This is a genomic window from Shewanella sp. GD04112, assembly GCF_029835735.1.
GTDB lineage: Bacteria > Pseudomonadota > Gammaproteobacteria > Enterobacterales > Shewanellaceae > Shewanella.
This window is the reverse complement of the sequence record NZ_JAOEAL010000001.1, coordinates 1-19,772: the sequence shown is the minus strand read 5'-3', so window position 1 is coordinate 19,772 and position 19,772 is coordinate 1. Positions and strand designations below refer to the sequence as shown.

Here is a 19,772-nt window from a genome sequence, read left to right as displayed (position 1 = left end):
GAATTTAATTATGAAACAAGCTGTTATCGTAGATTGCATTCGTACTCCTATGGGCCGTTCTAAGGCTGGGGTGTTCCGTAATGTACGTGCAGAAACACTCTCTGCCGAATTAATGAAAGGTCTATTACTGCGTAACCCGCAATTAGATCCCAATACTATTGAAGACGTTATTTGGGGCTGCGTGCAGCAAACCCTAGAACAAGGCTTCAACATTGCCCGTAACGCATCATTGCTGGCTGGTATCCCGAAAACAGCTGGCGCAGTGACAGTCAACCGCCTATGTGGTTCTTCAATGGAAGCCATCCACCAAGCCGCTCGCGCCATTATGACTGGCATGGGCGACACCTTTATCATCGGTGGTGTTGAACATATGGGCCACGTGCCCATGAACCATGGTGTGGACTTCCACCCAGGTTTAGCCAATAACGTCGCCAAAGCGTCTGGCATGATGGGCTTAACCGCAGAGATGCTAGGTAAGCTTCACGGCATCAGCCGCGAGCAACAAGATGCCTTTGCAGTGCGTTCACACCAACGCGCTCACGCTGCTACTGTTGAAGGCCGCTTTGCCAAGGAAATCTATGGCATCGAAGGCCATGATGCTAACGGCGCACTGATTAAAGTGCTGCACGATGAAGTGATTCGCCCAGAAACCTCAATGGAATCATTAGCGGCGCTGCGCCCAGTCTTCGACCCTGCAAACGGTACTGTTACTGCGGGTACCTCTTCAGCATTATCTGACGGTGCTTCGGCAATGTTAGTGATGGAAGAATCTAAAGCACGCGCTCTAGGTCTACCAATCCGTGCCCGTATTCGCTCAATGGCGGTTGCAGGTTGTGACGCGGCAATCATGGGTTACGGTCCAGTACCTGCAACTCAAAAAGCACTGGCTCGCGCAGGCATTACAGTCAATGATTTGGATGTTATCGAACTGAACGAAGCGTTCGCAGCTCAGTCTCTACCCTGCGTTAAAGACCTAGGTCTGCTCGATGTGGTAGAAGACAAGATCAACCTCAATGGTGGCGCTATCGCACTTGGCCATCCACTGGGTTGCTCTGGTGCACGTATTTCGACAACGTTGATCAACCTGATGGAACACAAAGATGCGACCTTAGGTTTAGCGACTATGTGTATCGGTTTAGGCCAAGGTATTGCGACCGTTTTCGAACGCGTTTAATCCTTAACGATTCTTCCTTCGAAGCCGGACTCAGTTCCGGCTTTTTTATTTGCGATAGCGCCTTAATTATCTTCCTTTCTGCTCAGCTTCAATTTGAAAATCAGGCAGTTTTCGACTTAACTTGATAAATATCCTTAATGCACTTCTCCGCATTTGACCGTCATTATGACACTGCTAAGAAGCATGGATGCGTTTCATTCTTTAGGCTACGAGAGGGATGTTCAATGCTGCAAACGGAACAAACGCTTTTCGAACAAATGCGGATCACTGAGCTTGAGATTGATTTTCGCAAGTCCTTGTTCTCTTTTACCTTAGCCGATGTCAGAGCACTGCAATCCTTCAAACCTGTGATTGAAGAGAACATAGACAAAATCGTTGATGACTTTTACGGTCTACAAACCAGTGTGTCCGAGATTGCTCTGCTGATCGGTGACTCCGATACCCTCGCTCGTTTACGTACCGCCCAGAGACGCTATGTGCTCGACCTGTTTAATGGAGTGTACGATTTAGAGTACGTTAACAACCGCCTGCGGATTGGCTTAGTACACAAGCGTATCGGCGTTGAACCTAAACTCTACCTCTCTGCCGTTCATACACTAAAAGAGTTGATTTATGCCGAGATAAATAACTCGGTTGCTGATGACTTGCAAAATGAACGCATTCGAGTCGCCATAGATAAACTTGTTCTCTTCGACGTCACCCTCGTTTTCGATACCTATATTCGAAGCCTAGTATCTGAAATTGAGAACGCTAAAGACAAGGCTGAACGTTACGCACAGAGCATGGAAAGCAAAGTCAAAGAACGCACACAACAGCTCGAAGAATTATCTCAAACCGACCCGTTAACGGGGCTATTAAATGTGCGACATCTACAAGAAATTGGCACTCGGATTTTAAGAGCAGCGCAGAGACGAGCCGAGCCGGTTAGCGTAATCTACTTAGATGTTGATGACTTTAAATCCTTTAATGATACCCAAGGCCACCGCTCTGGAGATGAAGTGCTTTGCGCCGTCGCGCAGGCCATCAAAGAAAGCACCCGCGTAGAGGACCATAGTTTTCGATATGGTGGTGATGAATTCTGCATCATCATGCCCAATTGTCGAGAAGACCAAGCCAGAGACAACTTTATCGAGCGCTTTAATCAAAACATTAAACTGCACCTAAACAACATCTCCCTCAGTTACGGTATTGTTGATACAGGCCCCTATGATTATGATGATGCCAATACCTTGATCCATAAAGCGGATCAAAAAATGTATAGCTATAAACGTGCTGCCAAGTTGCAGCAGCAAGGCTCAGTGTCGATGGCGGCAAATGATATAAAATCCGATATGCCTCAGTCCGCTTCTCAAGTGGGAACACCCCAAGCAGCAATTACGCCAATCATAGTGCATAGCATTCAACAACCTCAGGGAATAAACAAAGTTGCCGAGTAATAGAAATGTTCCACGTGAAACATTCTGCTAGCGGTAAATAAATCGGCAAGAGCAATGCCTAGCCCCATCACAAATTCAACCCATCAACTTGGTTTATCCAAACCACTGGAGTAACATTAGCCAATTCTGTTTAACCGTTCAGTAGAGGTCATATGAACGACGTTTTCTCAACCGCACAACACAAACTGGATGCTCTTGGTTTACGCTGCCCAGAGCCGGTAATGATGGTGCGAAAGACGGTAAGACAAATGGCACAAGGTGAAACCTTGTTAATCATCGCAGATGATCCTGCGACTACACGTGATATTCCCAGCTTTTGTGAGTTTATGGACCACACACTGGTCGCCAGTGAAACCAGCCAAACACCCTATCAATATTTGATTAAAAAGGGACTCTAAGTCTCTACATCGACATCAGGATAAGGACATCAAACATGCCGAAACTAGTTGCTATCGCCTACAAAACGGTTAAAAGCGGGCCAATGAACGAAGTGCTGTGCGCGAATGTCACTCAGCACAGCGGCGTCGAAAAAGATGTATTTGGTCGCCCGGGTAAACGGCAAGTCACGGTACTGTCGCTGCAGCAGTGGCAAATAGCTTGTCAGAGCATAGATGCAAATTTACCTTGGACGACTCGCCGAGCAAACCTATTGGTCGATGGATATAGTTTTGGGGCAGCGGATGTTGGCAAGCTGCTCCGCATTGGTGATCTCTGCCTCGAAGTGACTGGTGAAACCGATCCCTGCAAGAAGATGGAACAGGCTCATGCTGGCTTGGAATCCGCGCTTACTCCCGATTGGCGCGGCGGCGTCACCTGCCGTGTCATCAATGACGCCATGATCCACATCGGCGATGCCGTTACATTAGACTAATCATACTTCGTGGAGAGTAAGCCACATTACTCTCCCACAGTTTGCCCCGCCTCAGCTTCTCCCCTCGGTCATTAATTGAAACAGTATTTCCGTTTTCCTTACTGGGTATTTGTGCGATAACTTAGCGCAGCATTAACAAAAGTTTATCTAATCCGATAACAGCAAAGCCCTAGAATAACGATAACAGGACATAACATGTTGAAACCTAAGCTGACACCGCTTTATATCGCCCTGATGCTTGGCCTTAGTTCCCATACAGTACAGGCAACAGACGCCCCAAAAGCCAGTTGGAACGTCAATGCGCCAGCCAATGCCCCACTAGAAAAAGTGACCATAGATGTAACCGAAGGCACTTGGATGAACATCAGTGTCAGCCCGGATGGTAAACATTTAGTGTTTGATTTACTGGGTGATATTTATCAAATCCCAGTCACGGGTGGCGAAGCCAAACCATTAGCCCAAGGCATCGCCTGGCAAATGCAGCCCGTGTATAGCCCGGATGGTAAGCATATTGCCTTCACCTCAGATGCGGATGGTGGCGACAATATTTGGATTATGGATGCCGACGGCAGCAATCCACGCACAGTCACGACAGAGACTTTTCGTTTACTTAACAGTCCCGCATGGAGTCCTGATTCGCAATATTTAGTTGGTCGTAAGCATTTTACCGCCAGTCGGAGCTTAGGCGCTGGTGAAGTCTGGCTCTACCATGTCGCAGGTGGTGAAGGTGTTAAACTCACCGAACGTCCTAACGATGAAAAGGATTTAGGTGAGCCAGCCTATTCACCCGATGGCCGTTACATTTACTTCAGCCAAGATGACACACCGGGAAAAACCTTCCATTATTCCAAAGACTCAGTAAACGGCATCTATAAAATCAAGCGTTACGATACCCAAACGGGTGATATTGAAATCTTGATCGAAGGAACCGGTGGCGCCATTCGTCCAACACCGAGCCCTGACGGCACCAAACTGGCGTACATCAAGCGAGATGATTTCCAATCCTCTTTGTATTTGCTCGATTTGAAATCCGGCGAAACGACAAAACTCTACAGCGATTTGGACCGCGATATGCAAGAGACTTGGGCAATCCATGGTGTTTACCCGACGATGGCATGGACTCCAGACAACAAAGACATCTTCTTCTGGGCTAAGGGCAAAATCAATCGCCTGAATGTTGCCAATAAAACGGTCACCAACATTCCCTTCAGCGTAAAAACCCAGTTAGATGTGCAGCCTTCAGTACGCTTTAAACAAGATATTGATAAGGATGTATTCGACGTAAAGATGCTGCGAATGGCACAAGTTTCACCGGATGGCAGCAAGGTCACCTTCGAAGCATTGGGTAAAATCTGGTTGAAGACACTTCCCGACGGCAAGATGTCACGCTTAACCGAGTTAGGTAACGACATTGAAGAGCTCTATCCCCAGTGGTCGCGTGATGGCAAAAATATTGTCTTCACAACTTGGAATGACCAAGACCAAGGCTCTGTACAAGTGATCAGTGCAAAAGGTGGTAAAGCGAAACAACTTACCACTGAGCCAGGCAAATATGTTGAGCCCACCTTCTCACCCAATGGTGAGTTGGTAGTGTATCGCAAAACCCAAGGTGGACACCTTACACCTCGTACTTGGTCGCAGGAACCCGGCCTGTACAAGGTCGATTTAAAAACCAAACAAAATAAGAAAATTAGCGCTGAGGGTTATCAAGCACAATTCGGCGCTTCGGCCGATCGCATTTTCTTTATGAACACAGGTGATAACGACACACCACAGCTTGCCTCAATTAACCTAGATGGGTTTGATAAACGCGTTCACTACAGCAGTAAGCATGCAACCGAATTTAGAGTATCACCCGACGGCGAACAACTGGCATTTGCCGAACGTTTTAAAGTTTGGGTTACCCCCTTCGCTAAACATGGTGAAACCGTTGAAATCGGCCCTAACGCTAGCAATCTTCCTGTTACTCAATTAAGTGTGCGAGCCGGCGAAAGCATCAGTTGGAATAGCAAAAGTAACCAACTCTATTGGACTCTTGGCCCAGAACTGTACCAAGCCAATGTGGATTCCCAGTATCTCAAAAGGGACGAGCAAGCCAAGCCAAGTATTATCAACTTAGGCTTTACCGAAAAGGCCGATGTTCCACGTGGAACAGTCGCCTTTGTCGGCGGCAAAGTGATCACCATGGAAAATGACCAAGTCATCAATAAGGGTGTGGTCATAGTCAAAGACAATCATATTGTTGCCGTTGGCGATGCAAATACAGCGATTCCAAAGGATGCACAAGTTATCGATATTAGCGGCAAATCCATTATGCCTGGCTTGTTTGATGCTCATGCCCATGGTGCCCAGGCCGATGATGAAATCGTGCCACAACAAAACTGGGCACTCTACTCTGGATTATCCCTAGGCGTGACAACCATCCATGATCCATCGAATGATACCACTGAGATTTTTGCAGCCTCGGAACAGCAAAAGGCTGGTCACATCGTTGGTCCACGGATTTTCTCCACTGGAACAATTCTTTATGGCGCAAATGCTCCCGGCTACACCTCGCATATCGACTCACTCGATGATGCAAAATTTCACTTAGAGCGACTCAAAAAAGTCGGTGCCTTTAGCGTTAAGAGCTACAACCAACCGCGTCGTAATCAAAGGCAACAGGTTATCGCCGCCGCTCGCGAACTCGAAATGATGGTTGTGCCAGAGGGTGGCAGCTTGCTACAACATAACCTGACTATGGTTGCCGATGGTCATACAACCGTAGAGCACTCGTTACCCGTGGCGAGTATTTATAACGATATTAAACAGTTCTGGAGCCAAACTAAGGTCGGTTACACCCCAACCTTAGTAGTCGCCTACGGCGGTATTTCGGGTGAAAACTATTGGTACGATAAGACCGATGTGTGGGCACATCCACGTTTGTCTATGTATGTTCCAAGCGATATTTTGCAGGCTCGCTCAATGCGTCGCCCCCATGCCCCCGACAGTCACTACAACCACTTCAATGTTGCTAAAGTCGCTAATGAGTTTAATAAATTAGGCATACATCCAAACATTGGCGCCCACGGTCAGCGTGAGGGTTTAGCCGCACATTGGGAAATGTGGATGTTCGCCCAAGGTGGAATGAGCAATATGGATGTGCTGAAAACTGCGACTATCAATCCTGCCACCACCTTCGGGCTAGAGCATCAACTTGGCTCAATTAAAACCGGTAAGCTTGCAGACTTAATCGTTATTGATGGCGACCCATTAGCGGATATTCGAGTCACAGATAAAGTCACTTATACTATGGTCAATGGTAAGTTGTTTGATGCTGAGTCGATGAACCAGCTGAATGGTAACAAACAACAGCGTAAGCCTTTCTTCTTCGAGAAAATCTAATCTCAACAAAGTAAAATAACAAAAGGCATGTTCCACGTGGAACATGCCTTTTTATTTTGGATTTAAGCTCAATTAGATGTATGACTTATTTGCCGCCACAGCAAGCATCATAGGCAATGCAATCAACTAGATGATCGTTCACCATCCCCACCGCCTGCATAAAAGCATAACAAATCGTCGGACCAACAAAGTTAAAGCCAAGCTTTTTTAATGCCTTAGACATTGCCTCTGATTCAGGTGTTTGCGCAGGCACTTGCGACATGGAGGTAAATTGATTCACCAAAGGCTTACCACCAACAAAGCTCCACAGAAATTCAGAAAAATCTTTGCCATCCGCAGTGTAGGCTAAGTAACCTTTTGCATTACGAATAATCGAATGGATCTTAAGGCGATTACGAACAATACCAGGATTGTTCATCAACTCCTCTACCTTAGCGTCGTCGAAAGTTGCAATCACTGCCGGCTCAAAATCCGCAAAGGCTTGTTCGTAATTTTGTTGTTTCTTTAAGATAGTAATCCAAGACAACCCAGCTTGTTGGCCATCTAAACAGAGCTTGGCAAATAACTCCTTCGAATCATAAACAGGGCGTCCCCACACCTTATCGTGGTACTCACGATACAAGGGATCATCGCTGACCCAATTACAGCGGATTTCTTCCATGGCATATCTACCTTAACGTTTTAACGAAGAAGGTAAAAAATAACCTACATAAGCAGAGATCTACAAGGTATAATCGAAACCATTTTCTATTAAAGCTGACGGCAGTAGACAAGTAGACATGACGACGAAACACGACGTAAAAACATTTCAGGGTTTCATTCTAACCCTGCAGGAATATTGGGCGCAGCAAGGCTGTGCAATCGTTCAACCTTTAGATATGGAAGTCGGTGCGGGTACATTCCACCCACAAACTTTCCTACGCTCTTTAGGGCCTGAGCCAATGAGCAGTGCCTATGTGCAGCCATCGCGCCGCCCTACCGACGGCCGTTACGGTGAAAACCCAAACCGTCTGCAGCACTACTACCAATTCCAAGTCGTGTTAAAACCGTCACCGGATAATATCCAAGAACTCTATTTAGGTTCTCTGCAAGCCCTTGGTATTGATACACAAATCCATGATATCCGTTTTGTGGAAGACAACTGGGAATCACCAACATTAGGCGCTTGGGGTCTGGGTTGGGAAGTCTGGTTAAACGGCATGGAAGTGACTCAGTTTACTTACTTCCAACAGGTCGGCGGCTTAGAGTGTAGCCCTGTCACCGGTGAAATCACCTACGGTTTAGAGCGTCTCGCCATGTATATCCAAGGTGTGGATAGTGTTTACGACCTAGTATGGACCGATGGCCCCATGGGTCGCATCACCTACGGCGATGTGTTCCACCAAAACGAAGTTGAGCAATCGACCTATAACTTTGAGCACGCAGACGTCGACTTTATGTTTGCCCTGTTCGATCAATGCGAAAAGATGTGTCAGCACTTATTGTCGCTTGAAAAGCCATTACCTCTACCCGCCTATGAGCAAGTGATGAAAGCCTCGCACGCCTTCAACTTGCTCGATGCACGCCACGCCATTTCAGTGACTGAACGTCAGCGTTATATCCTGCGCGTTCGTACCATGGCTAAAGCCGTTGCTGAATCCTATTATCAGGCACGCGAAGCGCTTGGCTTCCCAATGTGTAAGTAGAGGTAGCACATGAATTTTGAAAACTTACTCATCGAGTTAGGCACTGAAGAACTGCCGCCAAAGGCGCTGCGTAAACTGGCTGAGTCTTTCTTAGCGAACTTTACCGAAGAATTAACCAAAGCCGATTTAGCTTTTAAATCAGCTGTTTGGTATGCAGCACCCCGTCGTCTCGCCATTAATGTGACAGAACTAGCGCTTGCTCAAGCGGACAAAATCGTTGAAAAACGCGGCCCCGCTGTCAGCTCAGCATTCGACGGTGAAGGTAAACCAACGAAAGCCGCAGAAGGCTGGGCACGTGGTAACGGTATTACCGTTGACCAAGCTGAACGTTTGGTGACCGACAAAGGCGAATGGCTGGTTTATAACGCCAAAGTCGAAGGCGTTGAAACCAAGAGCTTAATCGCTGCGATGGCGCAACGTGCGCTGGATAAGTTACCGATTCCTAAGCCAATGCGCTGGGGAAGCAGCAAGACACAATTCATTCGCCCTGTTCACACCGCCACTATGCTGTTAGGCAGTGAGTTAATCGAAGGTGAATTGCTCGGCATTAAATCGGCACGCAATGTTCGTGGCCATCGCTTTATGGGGACAGGCTTCGAGCTTGACCATGCAGACAACTACCTGACGCTACTGAAAGAAAAAGGTAAAGTCATCGCCGACTACGAAAGCCGTAAAGCCTTAATCAAAGCCGATGCCGAAAAAGCGGCCGCTAAGATTGGTGGCACCGCCGATATCGAAGATGACCTGCTAGAAGAAGTCACCTCTTTAGTTGAATGGCCAGTCGTGTTAACCGCAAGCTTTGAAGAGAAGTTCTTAAACGTACCTTCAGAAGCCTTGGTTTATACGATGAAGGGCGATCAGAAATACTTCCCAGTATTCGATGATGCAGGTAAGTTACTGCCAAACTTTATTTTTGTCGCGAACATCGAATCAAAAGATCCGGCGCAAATCATTGCTGGTAACGAGAAAGTGGTTCGTCCACGCTTGGCCGATGCCGAGTTCTTCTTCAATACCGACAAAAAACACACGCTGGAATCACGTTTACCGAGTCTTGAGACTGTCTTGTTCCAACAACAACTAGGTACTTTAAAAGACAAAGTCACTCGTATCTCTGCCCTAGCCGCCTTTATTGCCGAGCAAACTGGCGCTAACGCCGTTGATGCTGCCCGTGCTGGTTTATTGTCTAAAACAGACTTAATGACCAATATGGTGATGGAGTTTACCGATACTCAAGGCACTATGGGTATGCATTACGCCCGCCTAGACGGTGAAACTGAAGCCGTTGCCTTAGCCATGGAAGAGCAATACAAGCCCAAATTCTCTGGCGATACAGTTCCGACGGCAGCAGTATCTTGCGCGGTAGCTTTAGCGGATAAACTCGACACCTTAGTCGGTATCTTCGGTATTGGTCAGGCACCTAAGGGCGCTGCCGACCCATTCGCACTGCGCCGCGCCGCTATCGGTGTGTTACGCATTATCGTTGAGAACAAGCTGCCACTAGACTTAGTGACCCTGATTGCTAAGGCTCAAGAACTTCATGGCACTAACTTAAGCAACGCGAATGCAAGCGATGAAGTGCTTGAGTTCTTAATGGCGCGTTTCCGTGCTTGGTACCAAGATAAAGGTATCGAGGTTGACGTGATCCTCGCCGTATTAGCACGTCGCCCAACTCGCCCTGCTGATTTTGATAGCCGTATCAATGCGGTATCACACTTCAGAAGCTTAGAAGCCTCTAGCGCTCTGGCAGCGGCGAATAAGCGTGTGTCTAACATTCTGGCGAAAGTGGAAGGCGAATTACCCACTGCGATTAACTCAGCTCTGTTAGCCGAAGCCGCAGAACAAGCATTAGCCGCTAAGCTTGCCGAACTGCAGCCTCAACTCGCTCCGCTGTTCGCTAATGCTGATTACCAACAGGCATTAACACTGCTGGCGAGCTTACGTGAGAGTGTTGACCAGTTCTTCGAGGACGTGATGGTTATGGCGGATGACGAAGCATTGAAAAACAACCGTTTAGCACTGCTAAATAACCTACGTGAACAGTTCTTACATGTAGCGGATATTTCTCTGCTTCAGTAAATCGCACGTTAGAGTCTTAATAAAAAACGCGCATATAGCGCGTTTTTTATTAGCTGCAATATATTAAAACTGCTGAAGTTTTTCGTGCAACGCTTCGAATTGAGCGGGCTCGAGTCCAACCAAGGCTAACAAGTTGCTCAGCATGTCAGCAGGCAATTTACCCGCTTGCTGCAGCATCGAAATCTCACTGATGATATTAGCGCGCCAAACCACTGTGGCAATTCCCTCATTCGGCCGAGTATGGACATGGGCTAATTTATCCAGCTCGGTTTCAAAGGTACTTGGCAATTGCCAATGCTTTGCTAACAAAGCACTTAAGGTGAGAGATTTGGCCGTCATCACTTGTCGGAATAACCAAGAGTTTGGCTGCTCCCCTGGTTCTGCTTGCACAAAGGCATCAAGTAACATTTTAAAGATGGCGAGCTTACCTACATCATGCAGTAATCCTAATAGGAATGCAGTGTCTCTATCTTCTTCACTCAGTTCGCTGGTTAAAAAGGCCACCTGCATCGAATGACGCCAAATTTCGGCACCAAAGCGACGAAAATAAATGGGTTTAATATCGAGCATCTCACGCACTAGGCAGCTCGTCACAAAGCGGCGTAACTGTTCACGGCCGAGCTGCACTAAAGCCTGCTGCAGGCTTGTGACCTCTCGATCACCACGCTTAAAGGCTGGTGAGTTACACAGCTTAAGCACTTCGACGCTCAGTAAGGGATCTTTCTCGATTAACGCCAACAAGTCCTTAGTATCAAACTGTGGCTCAGCTAATTTACGGTCTAACTCCAAAACCTTAGAGGGAAGCTTAAGCACCTTTTCGGCTATCACTTGTGGCGATGCTAAGGCGAGTTCTATTTCAGCCATAACACGCCGTTCAAGGTTATTGGCAACGCCACCAGCATCTTTGGTTCTGGCGGGAAACAACAAGCTGTAAAACAGCGCCGCAAGGTCGATACTCACCACGGTATCAACGGGTTCTTCTTGGCGTTTAGGGGCTGAAACTTTGTCCAACGATTTACTGAGATCGGTTTGACTAAAGCTTTTAGGTCGCTCCAGTGTTGTCTCTTCGCGGATATTAAACATTTTATTAAATATGGACTTAATCAAGACGTTCCAACCTATAAGAGCTGAGTTAACTGACCCTGCATAATTATCAGTCCATTGTAGTTCATATACTAGTGGTCACATCATGTATTACGCGCAGCTTTACTATATATCCCTAGACTTAAGGCTGCATTATCAAATCGAATGTTTCACGTGAAACCTTATTCCAAGTAGCCTTGATAGGCCCGTGCAATTTGTTTGGCCAATTCCGCGTTGATTGGAGAATAAGCTTTCGCGGAAATAACCAGTGCGACGGCGACCACAGGCAAGGGTGGAAGTGTTCCAGAATCAATAATATTCAGTGGTGCCGATACACTGCATTCGGCCATGGCACTAATAGCCAAATTCTTAGCCACTATCGCTTTAAGAGCCGCAGCACTGCTGCTACAGGCTAACAACTGATAATGCCTATCTTGCTTCATCAATCCATCTAACGCCGCGATATGGAATTTACAGTCCTTTTGGAATAGCGCTATAGGTAAGGGATCGGCATCACTCAAGTTCGAACCACTCGCGCTCACCCAAACACCTTTTGAGGTTTGTAATAAGTAGCCTTCATCGGACTCGGGCAAACGAGTCACTATCGCCGCATCGAGCTGCCCAGAATCCAGCATGATCCGCAGCTTTTGGCTCGAGGCGCAGGTAATTTGAAGATCGAGTTGCTTAATGTGACCATGTAACAACGCCACTATCCGCGGCAACACGGATTCGGCATAGTCATCTGGACAGCCCAAATGCAATTGTGTGCCGACTTGGGTCTGCTTAATGGTTGTGACAGTCTCATCATGCAATTGCAGTAATTGCTTAGCGTACAAACCAAAACGTTGGCCTTCGGTAGATAAGACTAAGTTTCGCCCCTCTTTTACAAAGAGCGTTTTTCCCAACTCTTGCTCTAAGCGCTTCATTTGCATACTGACGGCAGATTGAGTCTTATAGGTTTGCATTGCCGCACGGGTAAAACTCCCGGTATCGACAAAAGCCACAAAGCTGCGCAGCGCTTCTATTTCCATAATATTTCCTATCTGATGTCAGCCTATCTATTCATTTTGCTGATAGATGACATCAAATCTATTCGTTAGTCATGCAAAGTACAAGCGCCTATATTGATAAGCACAACCCCAAACAGGAAGGTGAAAATGGAACTCTACATTGGTAATAAAAACTACTCTAGTTGGTCGCTCCGTGCTTGGTTAATGGCAGCAAAATCAGGTATTCAGTTCGATGAAATCCTACTACAACTCGATACCGATAGCTTTTATCAGCGGCTCAAATCCATTTCGCCTACCCTAAAAGTTCCAACACTCATCGATGGAAATATCACGGTTTGGGATTCATTGTCGATTTGCGAATATATCAACGATACTTATCTTTCAGGCACAGCCTGGCCACAAGATCCGAAACATAAGGCCAAGGCTCGCTCCTTCGCCTGTGAAATGCATTCAGGCTTTCATGCCCTGCGAAATGCCCTGCCGATGAATATCCGTGCCCATCGTTATGTCGAATTAAGCCCTGCCGTGTTGCAGGATATTACCCGCATCGACAGCATCTGGTCACAGCAAATGGCAGAGTTTGCCACCGCCCAAGGCACTTGGTTATTTGGCAAGTGGTCGATAGCCGATATGATGTTTGCGCCGGTTGTGATGCGCTTCTTCACCTATGAGATTGAAGTCTCCCAAGCGAGTCGAGCCTATATGGAATTTATTGTGAGCCAGCCGGAAATGCAGGCCTGGATACAAGCCGCCAAAGCCGAGACTGAAATAGTGGACATCGACGAAGCTGGTGTTGATAGGTAGTTTTCAACCAAACAAAAAGGGAAAGCTTAGCTTTCCCTTTTTATCAATCGCTAACGATATAGATCGTTAAACGTCTAAGTTAGCCACGTTCAGCGCGTTGGCTTCGATAAAGTCACGGCGTGGTTCAACTTGGTCGCCCATCAAACAAGTAAATAGCTGATCTGCACCAACGGCATCATCAATCGTCACTTGCAGCATACGGCGAGATTCAGGATCCATCGTGGTTTCCCACAATTGCTCAGGGTTCATCTCACCCAATCCTTTATAGCGTTGGATGTAGAGGCCACGCTTGGCTTCGCCGATGGTCCAATCTAACGCTTCAATGAAGCTACCCACTTCCTTCACACGGTCGCCACGTTGTACATAACCACCGACTTCAATCAGACCTTCGAGCGCCGCACCTAACTTACCAATGCGTTGGTAATCAGTTGATTGGAAGAAGTCGTAGCTGAACAGGTAGTGTGTATCGATACCGTGTTTACGGATAGTGATCTTCGGCAGATACACTTTACGCTCAGGATCGAGTACAGGCTCACCAGAATACAACACACCGCTGTTTTCTAATTCCACCAGCTCATGGATAAAGGCGTCGATCCACTCCTTCATCTTACCTTCATCCGCCAACATCTCGTTGTTGATCATTGGATGATAAAGCATGCGGTTGGTGATCTGCGTTGGGTAACGTTGCTCTAAACGGGCCACAATCGCTTCCACTTCACGGTACTGAGTCACTAAACGCTCTAATGGCTCACCCGACATGCCAGGCGCACCTTGAGATGGGTAAATGCTAGTACCATCTAACGCTTGAGTGGTCAGATACTGAGTCAGTGCCGCTTCGTCTTTCAGATATTGTTCTTGCTTACCTTTCTTCACTTTGAATAAAGGCGGCTGAGCAATATACACATAACCACGTTCAATCAGTTCAGGCATTTGGCGGAAGAAGAAGGTCAACAGCAAGGTACGAATGTGCGAGCCGTCGACGTCAGCATCCGTCATGATGATGATGTTGTGGTAACGCGTCTTATCCGGGTTGTATTCGTCACGACCAATACCACAGCCGAGAGCGGTAATTAGCGTGGCAACCTCTTGAGAAGAAAGCATTTTATCAAAGCGCGCTTTCTCAACGTTTAAGATTTTACCTTTCAGTGGCAGAATCGCTTGGTTCTTACGGTTACGTCCCTGCTTAGCGCTACCGCCAGCAGAGTCCCCTTCCACTATGTAGATTTCTGAAAGACCAGGGTCTTTCTCCTGGCAATCCGCCAGCTTACCTGGCAAACCACCTAAGTCGAGTGCACCTTTACGACGGGTCATTTCACGGGCTTTACGCGCCGCTTCACGGGCACGGGCCGCATCGACAATCTTACCGACGATTAACTTAGCATCGGCAGGGTTTTCCAGCAGATAGTCGTTTAGCTTTTCACCCATGGTTTGTTCAACCGCGGCTTTCACTTCGCTAGAGACTAACTTGTCTTTAGTTTGCGAGCTGAACTTAGGATCAGGCACTTTAACTGAAATCACGGCCGTTAAACCTTCGCGGGCGTCATCGCCTGTCGCGTTAGTTTTGCCTTTCTTGTTATAGCCTTCGTTTTCCATGTAGTTGTTAAGGTTACGTGTCAACGCACTACGGAAACCCGCTAAGTGAGTACCACCATCGCGTTGTGGAATGTTGTTGGTAAAACAGAAAATGCTTTCTTGATAACCATCGTTCCACTGCATCGCCACTTCAACGGTAATGCCATCTTCACGTTCTTGCATAAAGTGGAATACGTCTTTGTTTACTGGCGTTTTATTACGGTTCAGGTAATCAACGAATGCGCTGATACCACCTTCATATTTAAAGAATTCATTCTTATTGTCACGCTCGTCGACTAAGCGGATACCCACGCCTGAGTTGAGGAATGACAGTTCGCGCACGCGCTTGGCCAGAATCTCGAAGTGGAACTCAACATCGCTGAAGGTTTCTTCACTTGGCCAGAAACGGATTTCGGTACCGGTTTTAGTCGCATCGCCGATCACTTTGATTGGCTCGTCAGGTACACCGTGGGTATAAAACTGCTCGTGTACTTTTCCTTCGCGGCGAATGGTTAACTGCAGCTTTTTAGACAGCGCGTTAACTACCGACACACCCACACCGTGCAGACCACCTGACACTTTATAAGAGTTATCGTCGAACTTACCGCCCGCGTGCAGTACCGTCATGATCACCTCGGCGGCAGACACGCCTTCTTCCGGGTGAATCGCCACAGGAATACCACGGCCGTCGTCGCGAACGGAGACCGAGCCATCCACATGGATAGTAATAGTGATATCAGTACAATGGCCGGCTAAGGCTTCATCGATAGAGTTATCGACTACTTCGAACACCATATGATGTAGACCCGTACCGTCGTCGGTGTCACCAATATACATCCCAGGTCTCTTACGTACTGCATCAAGGCCCTTAAGGACCTTAATACTCGAAGAATCGTAACTATTCTCTGACATATTATTCTCTCAATGGTTATTCAATTACCGTTACACGTCCCTGTTCCACATGGAACATCCTACTGGGAGGCGTGTGTAACGAATCGACTATTGCTGCAGGCTCAATGGCAGTGACAAACACTTGCGCACCTGTGTCCACTAGCTGCTTAAGCAATAGCTGCCTATGCTGTGCATCCAACTCGGATGGAAGATCATCCACAAGATAAATACTGTGTTTATCTATTTGTTGTTTGAGCAACTTTCCCTGTGCAATACGCAGTGCACAGACTAATAATTTCAATTGACCACGGGACAGGGCATCCTGCGCCGGTAAACTACCTACACGAAGTCTTAGGTCAGCTTTATGGGGACCGCTGACGGTATGACCCGTAGCCAAATCTCTGGGATATTGGGATTCGAGAAGTTGTGCAAAATCCGTTTTGCTATCCCAGCCGCGGGTAAATGAAACCTTAACATCTACCTGCGGTAAAAACTCCCCGATTATACCCTTAAGTAGCTCATTTAACGAGTCTACATAACGGTTTCGTATTTCTGTGACCTGCTCGGTGTAACGGACAAACTCCCTATCCCAATATTGGATTTGATCATAGGAAGAATTATTTCTAAGCAATTGATTTCGTTGTTTTAGAACCCTTCTTACATTCACCCATGCCGCATAAAACTGTGGGTCGGAATGAAAGGCGCCCCAATCGATAAACTGTCGACGGGATTTAGGACCTTCAAACAGGAGCGAAAAGCTTTCCGGCGTGATCACTTGGATAGGTAAAGTTTCGGCTAAGGTCGATAGCCGTTTCACCTTTTCCCCGTCGATTTTGACTTCGGTTTCGCCACTACGGAAACGTCGCAAGCCGATTTTACTGTCACCACGGGGTAAATTTAAGGTCGCAAACAGGGTTAACTTGTCCTGTTCGTTATTGATCACCCGTTGGGATAAATGACTGCGAAACGAACGCCCCATCCCAAGAAAGTAAATAGCCTCGAGTATGCTGGTTTTGCCGCTGCCGTTTTGACCGTAAATCAGATTGATCCCTTCAGTCGGGCTCAGCTGCGCCAATTGAATATTGCGAAAAGAATCAATATTAAGACGGATAAGACTCATGCGTTACTCATCAAACCGCATCGACGGCTTAGGCCAATACTCAGAACAGTCATCATACCGCAATTCACATCCATCCGAGTAAATAAGGCAACAAAGGATAAAGGCTTGAAGACATATACGCCGCTAAAAAGCGGCGTATGGCACAAAGTAGGCAATGGAATACTATAAGCGCATCGGCATAACCACATACATGGAATCTTCTTCCAGGTGGTTTTCCAATAAGGCACTCGAGTTACCATCGATTAAGGTGATACGCACATCATCGGACTTAAGGTTGTTTAGCACATCCAATAAATAACTGACGTTAAAACCAATTTCGAGTGGCTGATTGTTGTAATCCACATCGATGATTTCTTCCGCTTCTTCCTGCTCTGGGTTATTGGCGGTGATTTTCAGTAATCCCGCTTCTAACTGAATGCGTACACCGCGAAACTTCTCATTCGATAAAATAGAAGCACGGGTTAAGGCTTGTTTGAAGTGGTTACGGCTGGCGATAACGATTTTATCACCGCCCTTAGGTAACACACGGCGATAATCGGGGAAACGACCATCGACTAATTTACTGGTAAAAACTGTGGTGCTGGTGGTCGCACGAATCGCATTATCACCAATGGCAATTGCGATATCTAAATCATCAGCTTCCAACAAGCGCGCCATTTCCATCACACCTTTACGGGGCACAATCACTTGTTTTTCAGGTAATTGCGCATCAATAGTTCTGTGACTTAGGGCTAAGCGGTGACCGTCGGTAGCAATGGCACGCAGCACATTACCTTCGGTTTCGAGCAATAAACCATTCAGATAGTAACGAACGTCTTGGTTCGCCATCGAAAACTGAGTCGCATCAATCAGTGACTTCAGCACGCCTTGCTTAAGGGTAAATTCGATTTCCGCCTGAAAGGCTTCCACATTAGGGTATTCTTCTGCAGGCAGGGTTGCCAGCGAGAAACGGCTACGGCCAGAGCGTAACAACCATTTGTTATCTTGTTGCTCGACCTTAAGCTCACTTTGCTCGGGTAAGGATTTAACTATGTCTAACAGCTTCTTAGCTGGAACTGTAGTACGACCTTCTTCGATATCACCATGAATGACCGCCTGGCCCACTAACTCAACTTCGAGGTCGGTACCTGTCATTTTGAGTGAGTGCCCACTAACTTCTACAAGGAGATTTGCCAAAATAGGCAAGTTATGGCGTCTTTCTACCGCACCACAAACCAATTGAAGCGGCTTTAATAGGGCATCCCTATCAATTGAAAATTTCATAGTGTCCAAATTCCTTGATTTTAAGAAGATAAGGTTCTAATCAAGTTAGCATAATCTTCTTTAATGTCGTGACTCTCTTCCCGTAGCTGAGCAATCTTACGACAGGCATGTAACACTGTGGTGTGATCTCGACCACCAAAGGCATCACCAATTTCCGGCAAGCTCTGGTTAGTTAATTCTTTGGATAACGCCATGGCCACTTGTCTAGGGCGCGCAACACTGCGCGAACGACGCTTAGACAACATATCAGCCATCTTTATTTTGTAGTATTCAGCTACGGTTTTCTGAATGTTGTCTATAGTGACTAATTTTTCCTGCAGTGCCAAGAGGTCACGCAGGGCTTCACGCACAAAATCAATTGTAATTGGGCGGCCAGTAAAGTTAGCGTTGGCGATAACGCGGTTTAACGCCCCTTCTAACTCGCGAACGTTCGAACGTAAGCGCTTAGCAATAAAGAAGGCAACTTCGTCGGGAAGATTGATACCGCTCTCCTGGGCTTTACGCATCAAAATCGCCACACGGGTTTCAAGCTCTGGCGGTTCAATCGCAACCGTTAAGCCCCAACCAAAGCGAGATTTTAATCTGTCCTCTACCCCGTCGATCTCTTTAGGATAACGATCCGATGTCAGGATGATCTGATGATTACCTTCAAGCAGCGCGTTAAAGGTATGGAAAAATTCTTCCTGCGATCTGTCTTTATTGGCGAAGAATTGAATATCGTCGATAAACAGGGCATCGACACTGCGGTAGTAACGTTTGAACTCTTCGATCGCATTGTTTTGTAGCGCTTTCACCATGTCTTGCACAAAACGCTCCGAGTGCATATACACAACTTTCGCATCGGGATTATTTTTGATGATGCCGTTACCGACTGCATGTAATAAGTGGGTCTTACCTAAACCCGTACCACCATAAAGGAACAGCGGGTTATAGGCACCACCCGGATTTTCAGCAACCTGCAGAGCGGCCGCTTTACCGAGTTGGTTAGACTTACCCTCAACGAAGTTGTCGAATTGGTAAGTGGGATTGATATTGCTGCGATGATTAGCGTTAGCAACAGGCTCAGTGGTATTAAATGAAGTCCCTACTGAAGCTTTAGTTTGGGGATTAGGCACACGCACAGCCGCAACTGGAGCTGGCTCAGGCTTTTTCGCTGACGGACGGCTACCGATATCGAAGCGTAACTTAGGTGCATCATTACCCATTTGCTCAGTAAAAAACTGATTAATGATATTGATGTACTTATCCCTAACCCAATCGAGCACGAAGCGGTTAGGCGCATAAAGCACCAAAGTATCTCCATCCATTTCGGCTTGTAACGGTCTGATCCACATACTGAACTGCTGAGCAGAAAGCTCGTCTTGCAGTCTTCCGATACATTGTTGCCAAAGTGAAACCGCCAC

General features: G+C 47.0%; 15 protein-coding genes. 8 read left to right on the top strand and 7 right to left on the bottom strand.

Going from position 1 to position 19,772, the window contains the following annotated elements; all coding sequences use genetic code 11:
- Positions 1 to 10: 10 nt before the first annotated feature.
- The 5 genes from fadA to N7386_RS00055 all read left to right on the top strand — a co-directional run bounded on the left by fadA (position 11) and on the right by N7386_RS00055 (position 6,865).
- The gene (gene fadA / locus N7386_RS00075; RefSeq protein ID WP_279766693.1) at positions 11 to 1,174 is read left to right on the top strand and encodes an acetyl-CoA C-acyltransferase FadA; all 1,164 of its coding nucleotides are present in this window, start codon (positions 11 to 13) and stop codon (positions 1,172 to 1,174) included.
- Between the two features lie 224 nt (positions 1,175 to 1,398).
- Positions 1,399 to 2,610: a diguanylate cyclase gene (locus N7386_RS00070; protein ID WP_279766692.1), complete on the top strand. Its 1,212-nt coding sequence runs from the start codon at positions 1,399 to 1,401 to the stop codon at positions 2,608 to 2,610.
- Positions 2,611 to 2,762: 152 nt separating this feature from the next.
- Positions 2,763 to 3,008 carry a sulfurtransferase TusA gene (gene tusA / locus N7386_RS00065; protein ID WP_011715314.1) on the top strand — a complete coding sequence of 82 codons (246 nt, stop codon included), beginning with the start codon at positions 2,763 to 2,765 and terminating at the stop codon, positions 3,006 to 3,008.
- 35 nt (positions 3,009 to 3,043) lie between these two features.
- A complete protein-coding gene (locus N7386_RS00060) occupies positions 3,044 to 3,481 on the top strand; it encodes an MOSC domain-containing protein (RefSeq protein WP_279766690.1) in 438 nt (145 codons plus the stop codon).
- Between the two features lie 195 nt (positions 3,482 to 3,676).
- Positions 3,677 to 6,865: an amidohydrolase family protein gene (locus N7386_RS00055; RefSeq protein ID WP_279766689.1), complete on the top strand. Its 3,189-nt coding sequence runs from the start codon at positions 3,677 to 3,679 to the stop codon at positions 6,863 to 6,865.
- A gap of 85 nt (positions 6,866 to 6,950) precedes the next feature.
- Here the strand turns inward: N7386_RS00055 and N7386_RS00050 are convergent, their stop codons facing one another.
- On the bottom strand, positions 6,951 to 7,526 hold the full coding sequence (locus N7386_RS00050; RefSeq protein WP_279766688.1) for a DNA-3-methyladenine glycosylase I: 576 nt from the start codon (positions 7,524 to 7,526) through the stop codon (positions 6,951 to 6,953).
- Positions 7,527 to 7,644: 118 nt separating this feature from the next.
- On the opposite strand from N7386_RS00050, the gene glyQ reads away from it, so the two are divergent.
- Entirely contained in the window at positions 7,645 to 8,550 is a 906-nt protein-coding gene (gene glyQ, locus N7386_RS00045) for a glycine--tRNA ligase subunit alpha (RefSeq protein ID WP_011070431.1), read from the top strand.
- Between the two features lie 9 nt (positions 8,551 to 8,559).
- Positions 8,560 to 10,626 carry a glycine--tRNA ligase subunit beta gene (gene glyS / locus N7386_RS00040; protein ID WP_279766687.1) on the top strand — a complete coding sequence of 689 codons (2,067 nt, stop codon included), beginning with the start codon at positions 8,560 to 8,562 and terminating at the stop codon, positions 10,624 to 10,626.
- Between the two features lie 63 nt (positions 10,627 to 10,689).
- Here the strand turns inward: glyS and N7386_RS00035 are convergent, their stop codons facing one another.
- Both N7386_RS00035 and N7386_RS00030 read right to left on the bottom strand, forming a co-directional pair.
- Positions 10,690 to 11,733, bottom strand: coding sequence for an HDOD domain-containing protein (locus N7386_RS00035; RefSeq protein WP_279766685.1), 1,044 nt, complete (start codon positions 11,731 to 11,733; stop codon positions 10,690 to 10,692).
- 158 nt (positions 11,734 to 11,891) lie between these two features.
- On the bottom strand, positions 11,892 to 12,740 hold the full coding sequence (locus N7386_RS00030) for a LysR family transcriptional regulator (protein ID WP_279766684.1): 849 nt from the start codon (positions 12,738 to 12,740) through the stop codon (positions 11,892 to 11,894).
- A gap of 126 nt (positions 12,741 to 12,866) precedes the next feature.
- Here N7386_RS00030 and N7386_RS00025 point away from each other — a divergent pair, with 126 nt between their 5' ends.
- Entirely contained in the window at positions 12,867 to 13,523 is a 657-nt protein-coding gene (locus N7386_RS00025) for a glutathione S-transferase family protein (RefSeq protein WP_279766683.1), read from the top strand.
- 66 nt (positions 13,524 to 13,589) lie between these two features.
- Here N7386_RS00025 and gyrB read toward each other — a convergent pair whose 3' ends face one another.
- The 4 genes from gyrB to dnaA all read right to left on the bottom strand — a co-directional run.
- A complete protein-coding gene (gene gyrB / locus N7386_RS00020; RefSeq protein ID WP_011620841.1) occupies positions 13,590 to 16,007 on the bottom strand; it encodes a DNA topoisomerase (ATP-hydrolyzing) subunit B in 2,418 nt (805 codons plus the stop codon).
- 16 nt (positions 16,008 to 16,023) lie between these two features.
- Complete coding sequence (recF, locus tag N7386_RS00015; RefSeq protein WP_086903526.1) at positions 16,024 to 17,106, bottom strand: DNA replication/repair protein RecF; 1,083 nt, start codon at positions 17,104 to 17,106, stop codon at positions 16,024 to 16,026.
- 162 nt (positions 17,107 to 17,268) lie between these two features.
- Entirely contained in the window at positions 17,269 to 18,369 is a 1,101-nt protein-coding gene (dnaN, locus tag N7386_RS00010; RefSeq protein WP_011620839.1) for a DNA polymerase III subunit beta, read from the bottom strand.
- A gap of 20 nt (positions 18,370 to 18,389) precedes the next feature.
- Positions 18,390 to 19,772: chromosomal replication initiator protein DnaA (gene dnaA, locus N7386_RS00005; RefSeq protein ID WP_279766682.1), on the bottom strand; the 1,383-nt coding region annotated here is incomplete at its 5' end.